We start from the raw sequence: 12,181 nt of genomic DNA on the forward strand, positions 1-12,181 counted from the left end.
GTAGGAGCCCGGTGCCTTAATTGGGCTCGCCGGGATCTGCGCGGGGGGCGCCCAGTGATGGGTGTCCCTACCGCGAACAGATTGTTGATTTTGCCGCGTTTTATAGGATTCCCGAATCAATTTTTCAATGATTCATGGGTGGTCGGCTCTTGGAGGGCTGACCATGCCGGGATGGGAAGACGAACTCGAACGCTGGCTGATGCCGTTCTTGGACCGGCTGGGTCATAAGACCCGGCAGCGGATGTGTCCTCTGTATGTTGCGGGATTGATCGGTCCTGGCGATCGCAAGAGCGTTCAGCCGATGGCGGAACGCCTTGCCACGAGCAACTACGACCAGTTGCACCATTTCATTGCGGACGGTGTCTGGAACGCGACGCCGCTGGAGACAGAGCTGCTCAACCAGGCGGACCGACTTGTTGGCGGCAGGGATGCGGTGCTGGTTATTGATGACACCTCACTGCCGAAGAAGGGTGAGCGATCGGTCGGTGTTGCGGCTCAATACGCGTCGGCTCTCGGTAAAACTGCAAATTGCCAAACGCTGGTGTCTTTAACGCTTGCGCGCGGCGAAGTGCCAGTGATGGTCGCGTTACGTCTCTTTCTGCCTGACAGCTGGACAAGCGACATGCCTCGTTTGAAGCGCGCTCGCGTGCCAGTCGAACACCGAACGCCACGGTCCAAGCCGGAGATCGCTTTGGCCGAGATTGACCGCGCGATGGCAGCCAACATGCGCTTTGGATGTGTGCTGGCGGATGCGGGATACGGCCTCAGCGCGCCGTTTCGACAAGGGCTAACAGAGCGCGGGCTGGCCTGGGCTGTCGGTATCCCTCGGCACCAGAAAGTGTATCCGGTCGATGTGAAGCTCATTTGGCCGATCACCAAAGTCCGTGGCAAACCACGAAAGCACCACGTGCCCGATGTCTTATCGATTGCGGCAGAACAAATGTTGGCTAGCGCCAAATGGAAAACCGTGAGTTGGCGTAGCGGGACGAAAGGTCGGCTCAAAGCCCGATTTGCTGCTCTCCGCATCCGCACCGCCGACGGCCCTCCGCAGCGGATATGGGATAAAGGTCAGCAGCATCTCCCAGGCGACGAAGCCTGGCTCATTGGCGAGCAACGTGCCTCCGGGGAGAAGAAATACTATCTCGCCAATCTTCCGGCGACGACGGATCTGCGCACGCTGGCCGCAACCATCAAGGCACGGTGGATTTGTGAGCAGGCGCATCAACAGTTGAAGGAGGAGCTTGGACTTGATCACTTCGAAGGGCGATCATGGCAAGGTCTTCATCGCCACGCCCTTATGACAATGATTGCCTACGCCTTCCTGCAACATCGTCGCCTCGCGTACGCGGGGCGGAAAAAAAAGAATCAACGGGCCTCCGCCTCAACCAACCATGCCCGCCGTACGCCACGCCATCGTCGATCTCATCCTTCGGCCGCCGCCTCAGCAATGCCCATATTGCCGAAAGCAAATCCTTGAAAAACAGCGGCCAAAACACATTCTGCCAAAGTAGTGTTAGGGCGCGGACTCATTAGCGCGTAGCCAAATTCGGATTGATGCGAGCTTGATGAACGCCAGATAGTTGACCGCGAGTTTGTCGTAGCGTGTCGCGACACGCCGACAATGCTTGATCTTGTTGAAAACCGTTCGATCAAGTTCCGCGCGCGGTACAGATACGGGCTGAAGCAGATGGGGTCTTTGCGATTGCGCTTCGGCGGGATATTGGCCCAGGCGCCTTGTTGGCGGGCAAGTTCCCTGATCCAGTTCGCGTCGTATCCGCGATCCGCGAGCAACATTGTTTGTGGGAGCAATGCGCGGAGGAGAACCGAGCACAGCCGATTGTCGTGCGCCTCACCTGGTGTGAGGGCGAGATGAACCGGCAGGCCATTGGTGTCCACCACAGCGTGAATCTTGCTTGTCAGCCCTCCTCGCGAACGACCTATATCCTGGTGGCCATTGTTCGCGATGCAGGCTCCGTGCTGGTGTACACGCACGACGGAGGTATCGATCATCTGCACCGCCGCGTCGTGACCGGCGGCCAGCGCATCCATGATCCGGTCCCAGACGCCCGCCCGCCGCCAACGAACGAAGCGATTGTAGCAGGTTGTGCGGGGACCGTAGGTCTCCGGCAGATCGCGAAGGAGCGCCTCGCGCACCCGTTGATGAGCCAATGAAGTCCGCGTCTGGGGGTACAAAGCGAACTTAGATCGACACAACTCGGAGGTGCTCGTTGCCACTGTCCAACCCAATCTTGCATTTGCGGTTCCAATCAATCGAGAGAAGGTCTACTGTTCTTTAAAACGCCTTGAGGCCAAGGGAGGGACTGATCATGATCCGTCTATTCCGCGCTGCGGCGTCTGCGTTCGCCGTCCCCGAGGCGATGTTGGTCAGTGTTTTTGCCGTGGCTCTGCTTGCCTCAGGAGCCGCCGCCCAAAATGCAACCACCGACATTGGCACGCTTAACAAGCAATCAGCCGAGAAGGTGTTTCCTTCCAAGCCGCTGTACTCGCCATACGCAGGGCGCAATTTCCCAACGCGCCCGTTGTTTGGCGACACTCACCTGCATACCGCTGCATCGTTTGACGCGGGCGCCTTCGGCGCGCGACTTGGGCCTCGCGATGCCCTTCGTTTCGCGCGTGGCGAGGAGGTAATGGCGTCGAGCGGACAGCCGGCCAAGCTGTCTCGGCCTCTGGATTTCCTTGTTGTAACGGACCACTCGGACAACATGGGCTTCTTTCCCGACCTTTTTGCCGGCAAGCCGGAGCTGTTGGCCGACTCCACGGGCAAGAAGTGGTACGATCAAATTAAGTCCGGGAAGGGAGCGGAAGCGGCGATCGAAATTATCACGGCATTTTCGGATGGGACTTTCCCCAAGGACCTCATATACGCTCCAGACACGCGATCTTACAAGGCAGCCTGGCAGGACAACATCGCGGCGGCGGAGCAATACAACGAGCCGCGCCGCTTCACCGCGTTTATCGGTTACGAGTGGACCTCGAACACTGGCGGAAACAATCTGCACCGCAACGTCATCTTCCGCGACAACGGCGACAGGGCGAGCCAGATCGTACCGTTTACGACAATGGCGCCGCTCGGCAGCGATAATCCGCGTGAGCTGTGGAAATGGATGGCTACCTACGAGCAGAAGACCGGCGGCAGCGTGCTGGCGATCGCGCACAATGGCAATCTCAGCAACGGCCGGATGTTTCCCATCATTGAATCGTTCACAGGCAGGCCGGTAGACAAGGAGTACGTGGAGCAGCGCGCGAAGTGGGAACGACTCGTCGAGGCTACCCAGACCAAAGGCGATGGGGAAACGCATCCTTTGCTTTCGCCGAACGACGAGTTTGCCAACTTCGAGCGTTGGGACTTTGGCAATCTCGATGGAAGCGTCAAGAAGACCAATGACATGCTGGAATTTGAGTATGCCCGGTCGGCGTTGAAGAATGGACTTAAACTGGAAAAGCAGCTCGGCACGAACCCGTACAAGTTCGGCATGGTGGGGAGCTCTGACGCTCACACAGGTCTATCTGCGATGGAGGAGGATAACTTCTTCGGCAAGACCACTCCCCAGGAACCCAGCCCGGAGCGGATGACCGCCACCTTCATCGACAATGCCAAGACCGGCGTGAAAGTCATGGACTGGCAAGTCAGCTCGTCGGGCTACGCCGCCGTCTGGGCAACCGAGAACACGCGCGAAGCCCTCTGGGATGCCATGCAGCGCAAGGAAACCTATGCCACCACTGGCCCGCGCATGGTGGTGCGGTTCTTCGGCGGCTGGAACTTCGACCAAGCTGATGCCCAGACCCGCAGCCCCGCCATGGTTGGTTACACCAAGGGTGTGCCGATGGGCGGCAACCTGAGCCGGGCGCCGGCGGGCAAGGCCCCGACCTTCCTGGTTGCCGCGTTGCGGGACCCCATCGGCGCCAATCTTGACCGGATACAGATCGTGAAGGGTTGGCTGGACGCCAAGGGTGATACTCAAGAGCGGGTCTATGACGTGGTCTGGGGTGGCGACCGCAAGCCAGGTCCGGACGGCAAGCTGCCGCCGGTAGGCAACACCGTGGACGTCCAAAACGCGATCTGGACGAACACCATTGGCGCGCCTGAACTCATCAGCGTGTGGACCGACCCGAACTTCGATGCGAGCCAGCCCGCGTTCTACTACGCCCGTGTTCTGGAGATTCCGACGCCGCGTTGGACCGCATACGATGCCAAGCGCTATGGCACGAAACCGTTGCCGGGCACACCGATGATCATTACCGAGCGCGCTTACACATCGCCGATCTGGTACACGCCGGGCACCTAGGGCTGCGTAGCTTGCTCCTGAAACCGCTTTTAAGAGAACCGTTGGTTCACTTTTTGCTGCTGGGCACTGTGCTATTCGCTGCCCATGGGGCCCTGGGCAAACGTGCCACCGCCGAGCCTGGAAAAATTGTCGTTTCTCAACTTCGGATCGACCATCTCACGCAGGGCTTCGCCCGAACGTGGCTACGCGTGCCGACCGCCGAGGAACTCGAAGGACTGATCCGCGACTACATTCGGGAGGAAGTATATTATCGCGAGGCGATGGCGATGGGGCTGGATCGCGATGACACCATCATCCGGCGACGGCTTAAGCAAAAGCTGGAATTTCTATCTGAGAACATAACCGACCTCTCCCCGCCGACGGATGAGGAGTTGCGTGCCTTTTTGCAGAGCCATCAAGATCAATTTCGCTCCGAGCGACGCTTCACCTTTCACCAAGTCTACCTGAGTCCAGAACGCCACCGCGATGGTCTCGCAGGCGATGCGGCAGAGTTGCTTCGGCAGTTAAAGCGCTCGGGCAACAGCTCCGACACCTCGTCGCCAGGCGATCCGTCCCTGCTGGAACATCAATTTGCCAACGTCGAAGCCACCGAAGTGGCGAAACAATTCGGTGAGAAATTCGCGAGTGCACTAAGCGACCTGCCTCTCCGAGAGTGGCAAGGGCCAGTCGAATCCAGCTACGGCATACATCTGGTATTCGTTGACGAACGAACAGAACGCCGAAGCCCCGCGTTGGAAGAGGTGCGCGACGCGGTGCGTCGTGAGTTGCTAAATGTGCGACGGTTAGAATCAAACAAGAAGTTCTACGATGGTTTGCGCAAGCGATACACCATCAGCATCGAGCCAGCACCGGCAACCACCAGCGATGCGAAAATGTCGGTGGCGAAGTGAGGACAAGGCTTCTGATTTTTATGTGGCTCGTCGCGTTTGGGCACAACGCATTCGCCCACGAAGTTCGCCCTGCATACCTCGAAATTCGCCAGACCGGTCCTGAATTTTATGATGTGTTATGGAAGGTGCCCGCGCTCGGCGAGGACGCGCGGCTCGCAATCTACATCGCGTTGCCGGAAGGCACGCACGACGTGGCGGCGCCTCGTTCCACGTTCAACGGCGGAGCTTTATTTGAACGCCGCTCGATTCGGCGGGACGGCGGGCTCAATGGACATTCCATTGCAATCGAGGGACTGTCGGCAACGGCCACAGACGTGCTGGTGCGGATCGAGAGCTTGGATGGGGCTACGCAAACCGAACGGCTTTCGCCGACGAAGGCATCGTTCGTCGTTCAAGCTGCGCCAAGCAGATGGGAGGTCGCCGCCACATATCTGCGCCTTGGAATCGAGCATATCCTGCTCGGATACGATCATCTTTTGTTCGTGCTGGCTTTGGTGATTTTGGTTCGGACGTGGCGGCGGGTTGCCCTTACCGTGACGGCCTTCATCGTTGCGCACAGCATCACCCTCGCAGCAGCGACGCTCGGCTTCGTCAACGTGCCAGGCCCGCCGGTGGAGGCTGCCATCGCGCTCAGCATCGTGCTGGTCGCCGTCGAGATTGTTAATGCACGGCGAGGAATACCCTCGCTTACCGCGCGTTGGCCATGGCTCGTTGCCTTTTGCTTTGGTCTCCTGCACGGACTCGGTTTTGCCGGCGCGTTGGCTGAAGTGGGATTGCCTCATCACGCCATTCCCGTCGCGCTCCTCTTCTTCAATCTTGGAGTAGAAATAGGGCAATTGTCCTTCGTGGCTGCGGTCTTAACTTTAGCCTGGATGCTAAAGGCAGCGGCGTCGCTTCGCTACAAACCCGATGTGGTCCAGCGATCAATCAACCGGTTCGACGTGACCGCGGCCTACGCGATCGGCTCAGTAGCGGCCTATTGGCTGATCGGACGAGCCGCCAGCCTGTTCGCATGAAGACCGCCACGGCTCTTCGAGGGAAATGCGCACCAAAGCAGACGTCCGCCAGCGCCCATGGATTTATGAGTTAACGCCTAGTCCGCCTGCAGGCCTTGTAATCGGCGGTTTCGTCGCCATTTCGAGCTGACACCCAGCGAAAAGGCATTTCGATGAAGTTCCGTGTCGGATTCGAAATGCTCTACGATTTCCCGCAACCGACCCCGATGATCATGGTGCTGGGCACGCATTTCACGCGTGCCTCCGATGTCATCGTGCCGGACTTCCTGACCACCGCGCCCGCGGTCGAGATCACACCCTATCGGGACATGTTCGGCAATTGGTGCAGCCGCATGGTCGCGCCGGCCGGCCGCATGCGCCTTGCCGCCGATGGCGTGGTTCGCGACAGTGGCCTGCCGGACCCGGTGGTTACGTCGGCGATTCAGCACAGGATCGAAGAGCTGCCTTCCGATACGCTGGTTTACCTGCTCGGCAGCCGCTACTGCGAGACCGACCGGCTTTCGGAGATCGCCTGGAAGCTGTTCGAGAAGACGCCTCCGGGATGGGCGCGGGTGCAGGCGATCTGCGATTTCGTTCACGGCCACATCGCTTTCGGCTACGAGCATGCGCGTGCCACCAAGACGGCGTGGGAGGCATACCAGGAAGGCAAGGGCGTCTGCCGCGACTATGCCCACCTCGCCATTGCGTTCTGCCGCTGCATGAACATTCCCGCACGGTATTGCACCGGCTATCTGAGCGACGTCGGCACGCCGCAGCCTTGGGCGGTGGGCGATTTCGCCGGCTGGTTCGAGGCCTTCATCGGCGGACGCTGGCACACCTTCGATCCGCGCAACAACGTGCCGCGGCAGGGTCGCATCCTGATCGCTCAGGGGCGCGATGCCTGCGACGTTCCGATCACGCAGACCTTCGGCCCGAACGAGCTGGTCAGCTTCAAGGTCTGGACCGACGAGATCGCATGATGGCCGGTCATCCTCCGCTCAGCAGCGACGAACTCGACTCCTTGCGCAAGGTCGGCGTAGCCGGGCGCCAGGGCGAGATCCCTCAATTGCACTGGGAGCGTCTCGTGCATCTGGGCTACGCGATCCGGCGTCTCGGCGAGCTCGAACTCACCGCCGCCGGCACGCGGCGCCTGGCAGCGGGACAATAAAGGCCGCCGGCTACTCCATTGGGCGGCGAGCTCGGCTCACGCAGCCGGTGCTGGCACCAATCCGTAGCGCAGCATGGTCTCTTTCATCTTCGCGGGATCGGGTGGCGCGCCGGCCGACAGGAGCGCCGCCATCTCGGTGAAATATTGCGGTCCCAGCACCCCGGGGCTCAGGATGCACAGGCATGCTGCCGGTTCCGTCGAACGGTTGGTAAAGCCGTGCACGATGCCGCGCTTGATGAAGACGGATTGTCCGGGCCCGAGATCGATCTGCTGGCCGTCGATCGTCCAGGTCGACACGCCGGACAGCCCGTAGATCGTTTCGTCCCAGCGGTCGTGATAGTGCGGGATCGGCATCCGCGCATTCGGCTGCAGCGTCATTTCGAAGATGTCTACGCTGCCGCCGGTGTCATCCTTGCTGTGCAGGAAGCGGAGCTGAAGCGCGCCGAAACTGATGTTGTCGGACATGGCTTGGTCATCCCGTGAGAGGCTGCATCGAGGTCGCGGCGCTCGCCCAAATCGAAACGAAAGCTGCCGCGGTCCCTCATACACCATCAGCCTGCGTGCGACCGGCCAATTTGTCGCACAGGACCGTTGCAGGCCGACTTGCCGGTTGCGCAAGCGGCAGAACATTCGGGCAGGCTCAAACGGCTCCGGGGATCGACGCCTCTGAATAGCTCGCTGGCGTTGATCTTAAGTTGGCGCATGCAATGGCAACAACTTCAAAGACGCAAAATGCCGCCTGCGCGACTGCGTCGCATCCATTGAATTATTTCAAATTGAGAGTCCGAAAGCGAACCGAAGCGTCGGCTGTCGTCGGCCATAGTTGGCTCCGGCAGGGGGCGAGAGCGGAATATCCGCAGCAGCATCCCACCATCGTGAACGTAGGGGCAGTGGCGTCCCGGTGCAGCACGCATCTGGACGCGTCGGGGAGTCTTCAATCCATTATCTAGTTTCGCTTGAAAGGATGAAAGCCCGTGAGTGATGCCGATATGAAAGCCGAGACGAATGCCGCGCCGCTGAATGGGACGGCGAATGGAAATGCAAAGCTCAAGTTCGACATGCCGTTTTTCAACATCCAGGCGATCTTCGGCGATCTCGCCGCGCCGGCCGCGACAAGGGCCAAGGCAAATTTCGAGCAGATGAAGGTGACTTCCGAGGAGGTCACCGCGGCTCTCTGCGACGCCTGTGCGACCAATGCCCGGCGTTCCGCCGAGTACGGCACCAAGCTCATCGAAATATCCAACGCCAATACCAGCTCCGCGCTGGAATTCTTCTCCCAGCTTGCGGATACGAGGTCGTTTGCGGACCTCGTGAACCTCTCCACCGCCCACGGTCGCAAGACCTTTGAAGCGGCCTCCGCGCAGAATCGGGAGCTTTGGGATCTGGCCCAGAAGGTCGCGACCGAGACGGCCGAGCCGATCAAGAACAGCTTCAACCGGGTTCTGCATAGGGCTGCTTGAATCGAAGCTACCGGCTGGATCGGCTGGACGAGCGTCTTCGCGAGAAGAGACGCCGTCCAGCCGATGGCGGCCAGCCTCGCCGTGAGGTGATGCCAAGCTGGAGGGAAATCAGGATGGGTATGGTGATGATCAAGTGCCCGGAAACGGGGAGCGCTATTCCGACGGGGATCGAGATGGATGGCGACAGGTTTCGCTGCAGTGCGGTCTTTTTTTCGCGCACCTATTGCCGGATATGCGCGGCGACGCACGAGTGGTTCGCCAGGGAGGCCTGGGTCTACGAGTCGGCCTTGGCGAACGGGAAGTCCGGGGGCGGGCAGCCATTCCGCGCCGGCGCGGCGTGAAGGAGCCTTGACGCATCCTGCGACACGATCCGATCGATCCTGCGGCTCATCACCTTGTAGCACTCGCAAGCGACGGCCTCGAGCCGTTGCCTGTCGATTTCGAGCTGGCCGCGCCGATTGGATTTGATGGCCCTTGATGCTCGGAGTGCGCTCACGACGTGCGTGACCGTGGTGCGCCGGACGCCGAGCAATTCCGACAGCGTCTCCTGGGTCAGGGGCAGGATGTCACCGCCGTCCGTCCGGTCGTGGATGTGAAGCAGCCAGCGGGCGAGGCGCGCTTCGACCGAGTGCAGCGCGTTGCAGGCCGCGACGTGCAGGAATTGCGTCATCATCGCCCTGGTCACAATCTGAACCGAGTTTGCGATGGCGGGACTGCGTTCGAGCGTCGCTTGAAATCGCGCCGGTGAGATCTGCAGTGCGGTCCCGGCCACGCGGACAACCGCCGTCAGGGGAGATCGGACGGGGCCGAGCGCCGTCATGAGTCCGACGGCGCCGTCGTTGCCGATCACAGCGGTTGCGGCCGTCTGTCCGTTCGGCAACTCCAAGATGAGGGCGATCGCGCCGCTGCAGGGGAAGTAAAGGTGTTCGATCCGGTCGCCCGATCGAACGAGGACTGCGTCGTGCAGGAGCGGTACTTTTCGTAAATGCGGTGCAAGCAAAGCGAAGTCGGCCGGCGGTAACGCAGCTAACAGGCGATTACCAACTCTTCTCGCGCGCTCCATCACGGGAGTAGCCCCTCGACGGAGGCTCGGCGGCGAGCAAACGCATCGTCACCGACCGAGCCGCGTTGCCGCGCCGACGCTTGTCACGGCAAGTGGACAAACGCACTTCAACAGGCAAGGTTCCAATGATGGATCGGACGCCCGCGCGCCGACGCGGTCTGACTTCCATCCGACGCGCGCGAGGAAGTCCGGGGCGGCCGTTTGCAAGAACTGCGCGCCCGACACGAGGGTTGCTCCTACCGCAACCCCTCATACACCATCAGCCCGCGGGCGATCTGCAATTTGCGGATCGCACGCGGCAGCAGCTTCTCCGGCTGGTGCAGATAGCGCCAGGAGGTGAGGGTGAATGGGCCAAGCGCGCCGCATTCGTCGTCGAACGGCGCCAGCACGCCGGTGACGCTGACAGGCGTGTGCGGCCGGGCGTTGAAGGGCAGCAGCAACAGCTCCAGATGCGCCTTGCTGCCGTCCTCGCGCGCGGCGGTGACGCCGGCGATCGCACCCAGCGTCTCGTCGGCGACGACAGTTGTGATCTCCCCGATCTCGCTGCGGCTCGCCTCGGTGAACAGCGCCGCAAAGCTCTGGTCCTTGAGGTCGAGCCCGGCAAGCGCGCAGACACGGGTGCCGGCGACGCGGAACGGAAAGCCGAGGTTCTGTTCGCAGGACAGCACGAAGATGTCGCCGAGCAGGCCGCGGACGGCGGCCGGGTCGATGTCGGCCCGGTCGGGGGCCCGCGCAGTGCCGCGCTTCTTGTCCCAATATGCGAAGAACGAGCGGCTCGACGGATGTTTCATGACTGAACGCTTACCCCGGGGCGCAACCTCGTGGGACAAACCTGTCCCGCTTCAGTGCACCCGCGATCCCTTTGTTGTTGTGCAGGAGGGGATTTGCAGCGTCCATGCCGCGAGGGCGTTTTCGCCGCTCCGGGCGGTGTCTTTGCGTCGTTAACGTTAAATTAACTATGCGCTTTGCGTGTCCCGCAGCGCTGCTATGGTGACCGCGGTCGCAAGCCTCGCCGCTTTTCTCCAGGTTCTCGGCGGGGCCTGTACACAGGCGTCAAACAGTTTGGTCACGGGCCGCGGGGAGGGGTGGGGATACACCTTATTCCTCTGGCAACCGGAAGGCCGACACGGACAGGCAGGGCTTTCCCAGGGCCCTGCCTTTTCCTTTTCTCAGGCACACTCGCTCGCGCCCCGGACGCAGCGCAGCGCCTTGGCGATGCGCTGCTGAGCCGGACCCAGCGCCTCGCTCGGTTCAGGGCGAGCCCCCTCATCCACGATTTCCTTTTGTGCACTTGCGCAAGGCCGGCAAAGGCGACTATCTCCAAGCGTATCGCTCCGATCGCGCCTGAAAGCGAGCTGCCTTGGATTCCCCGCAAGATTCTCCGCCGCACGATCCTCAGCCGGACGTGCCGGCCGTCGTCGAGGCGGCTCCGCGCGAGCCGATCCTGACGCTGCCGTTTGCGTTGACCGCCTATATCGTCCTGCTGGCGCTGATCCATCTGCGGGTGCTGCTGCCGCCGGAACTGGAGAACTGGACCATCGACGTCTTCGGCTTCATCCCGAAGCGCTACGATTCCTCGTTGCTCAATCTGCAGATCCCGGGCGGCGCCGGCGCCAAGGTCTGGAGCTTCGTCACCTATTCGCTGCTGCACGCCAATCTGACCCATCTCGGCTTCAACGTGCTGTGGCTGCTGCCGTTCGGCAGCGCGCTGGCGCGGCGTTTTGGCACGATCAGGTTCTTCCTCTTTCTCGCGGTGACGGCGGCGGCCGGCGCGCTCGCCCATCTCGTCACCCATGAGCATGCGGTGGCGCCGATGATCGGCGCTTCGGCCTCGGTGTCGGGCGCGATGGCGGCGGCGATCCGCTTTGCCTTCGTCCGCGGCAGCTTCCTGTCGTTCAGCCGTTCGGACGCCGATACCGCCGCCAAGGTTCCGGCCCTGCCGCTGTCGCGCGCGCTGCGCGACGGGCGGGTGGTCGGCTTCCTCGCGGTGTGGTTCGGCGTCAACATCATCTTCGGCGTCGGTGCGATCGGCATCGATGCCGAAACCACGAGCGTCGCCTGGCAGGCGCATATCGGCGGCTTCTTCGCCGGCCTGTTGCTGTTCGCGCTGTTCGATCCGGTGCCGCGCGTGCGAAACGATGCTGCGGATGCGTCATCACGGGACGTTTCAGACCGAATTTGAAGCGGCGCTTGCGGCGCGGCCAGAATTCATCCATCATTCGCGCGAAGAATGTTCCGAAGCGACAAGCCGCTAGCGGCGATGCTTCGCAACGCGCCTGAAGCGTGAAACCGGCGCCT

11 protein-coding genes and 1 pseudogene are annotated in these 12,181 nt (G+C 61.4%); 8 read left to right on the forward strand and 4 right to left on the reverse strand.

Going from position 1 to position 12,181, the window contains the following annotated elements:
• Positions 1 to 127: 127 nt before the first annotated feature.
• Entirely contained in the window at positions 128 to 1,477 is a 1,350-nt protein-coding gene (locus XI09_RS06285; protein WP_271566098.1) for an IS701 family transposase, read from the forward strand.
• A gap of 36 nt (positions 1,478 to 1,513) precedes the next feature.
• Here XI09_RS06285 and XI09_RS06290 read toward each other — a convergent pair.
• A pseudogene (locus XI09_RS06290) lies at positions 1,514 to 2,136 on the reverse strand (IS5 family transposase); the annotation flags it as partial.
• A gap of 242 nt (positions 2,137 to 2,378) precedes the next feature.
• Between XI09_RS06290 and XI09_RS06295 the strand changes: the two are divergent.
• The 5 genes from XI09_RS06295 to XI09_RS06315 all read left to right on the forward strand — a co-directional run bounded on the left by XI09_RS06295 (position 2,379) and on the right by XI09_RS06315 (position 7,360).
• Positions 2,379 to 4,307, forward strand: coding sequence for a DUF3604 domain-containing protein (locus XI09_RS06295; RefSeq protein WP_271566213.1), 1,929 nt, complete (start codon positions 2,379 to 2,381; stop codon positions 4,305 to 4,307).
• Positions 4,308 to 4,318: 11 nt separating this feature from the next.
• A complete protein-coding gene (locus tag XI09_RS06300; protein ID WP_271566099.1) occupies positions 4,319 to 5,197 on the forward strand; it encodes a peptidyl-prolyl cis-trans isomerase in 879 nt (292 codons plus the stop codon).
• Positions 5,198 to 5,217: 20 nt separating this feature from the next.
• Positions 5,218 to 6,213, forward strand: a complete 996-nt coding sequence (locus XI09_RS06305; protein ID WP_442869541.1) for a HupE/UreJ family protein — start codon at positions 5,218 to 5,220, stop codon at positions 6,211 to 6,213.
• A gap of 152 nt (positions 6,214 to 6,365) precedes the next feature.
• Positions 6,366 to 7,172, forward strand: a complete 807-nt coding sequence (locus XI09_RS06310; protein ID WP_271566101.1) for a transglutaminase-like domain-containing protein — start codon at positions 6,366 to 6,368, stop codon at positions 7,170 to 7,172.
• Positions 7,169 to 7,360, forward strand: a complete 192-nt coding sequence (locus tag XI09_RS06315) for a hypothetical protein (RefSeq protein WP_271566102.1) — start codon at positions 7,169 to 7,171, stop codon at positions 7,358 to 7,360. Before XI09_RS06310 ends, XI09_RS06315 begins: the two co-directional genes overlap by 4 nt.
• 36 nt (positions 7,361 to 7,396) lie before the next feature.
• On the opposite strand, the gene XI09_RS06320 is transcribed toward XI09_RS06315, so the two are convergent.
• A complete protein-coding gene (locus XI09_RS06320; protein WP_271566103.1) occupies positions 7,397 to 7,825 on the reverse strand; it encodes a cupin domain-containing protein in 429 nt (142 codons plus the stop codon).
• A gap of 509 nt (positions 7,826 to 8,334) precedes the next feature.
• On the opposite strand from XI09_RS06320, the gene XI09_RS06325 reads away from it, so the two are divergent.
• Positions 8,335 to 8,820 (forward strand): phasin, encoded by a 486-nt coding sequence (locus XI09_RS06325; protein ID WP_271566104.1) that lies wholly within the window; start codon positions 8,335 to 8,337, stop codon positions 8,818 to 8,820.
• A 274-nt stretch (positions 8,821 to 9,094) separates the two neighbouring features.
• On the opposite strand, the gene XI09_RS06335 is transcribed toward XI09_RS06325, so the two are convergent.
• Together XI09_RS06335 and XI09_RS06340 are read right to left on the reverse strand one after the other, a co-directional pair.
• Complete coding sequence (locus XI09_RS06335) at positions 9,095 to 9,886, reverse strand: Crp/Fnr family transcriptional regulator (RefSeq protein ID WP_442869540.1); 792 nt, start codon at positions 9,884 to 9,886, stop codon at positions 9,095 to 9,097.
• Between the two features lie 233 nt (positions 9,887 to 10,119).
• Complete coding sequence (locus XI09_RS06340) at positions 10,120 to 10,674, reverse strand: PAS domain-containing protein (protein ID WP_271566106.1); 555 nt, start codon at positions 10,672 to 10,674, stop codon at positions 10,120 to 10,122.
• Positions 10,675 to 11,243: 569 nt separating this feature from the next.
• On the opposite strand from XI09_RS06340, the gene XI09_RS06345 reads away from it, so the two are divergent.
• On the forward strand, positions 11,244 to 12,065 hold the full coding sequence (locus XI09_RS06345; RefSeq protein ID WP_092191458.1) for a rhomboid family intramembrane serine protease: 822 nt from the start codon (positions 11,244 to 11,246) through the stop codon (positions 12,063 to 12,065).
• Positions 12,066 to 12,181 lie beyond the last annotated feature (116 nt).

Source organism: Bradyrhizobium sp. CCBAU 11386, from assembly GCF_028128955.1.
Lineage (GTDB): Bacteria > Pseudomonadota > Alphaproteobacteria > Rhizobiales > Xanthobacteraceae > Bradyrhizobium.

Coding starts and splice junctions, on each gene's coding strand:
- XI09_RS06340 (WP_271566106.1), bottom strand. CDS start 10,674: ATGAAACATCCGTCGAGCCGCTCGTTCTTCGCATATTGGGACAAGAAG.
- XI09_RS06315 (WP_271566102.1), top strand. CDS start 7,169: ATGATGGCCGGTCATCCTCCGCTCAGCAGCGACGAACTCGACTCCTTG.
- XI09_RS06320 (WP_271566103.1), bottom strand. CDS start 7,825: ATGTCCGACAACATCAGTTTCGGCGCGCTTCAGCTCCGCTTCCTGCAC.
- XI09_RS06285 (WP_271566098.1), top strand. CDS start 128: ATGATTCATGGGTGGTCGGCTCTTGGAGGGCTGACCATGCCGGGATGG.
- XI09_RS06295 (WP_271566213.1), top strand. CDS start 2,379: ATGTTGGTCAGTGTTTTTGCCGTGGCTCTGCTTGCCTCAGGAGCCGCC.
- XI09_RS06305 (WP_442869541.1), top strand. CDS start 5,218: ATGTGGCTCGTCGCGTTTGGGCACAACGCATTCGCCCACGAAGTTCGC.
- XI09_RS06310 (WP_271566101.1), top strand. CDS start 6,366: ATGAAGTTCCGTGTCGGATTCGAAATGCTCTACGATTTCCCGCAACCG.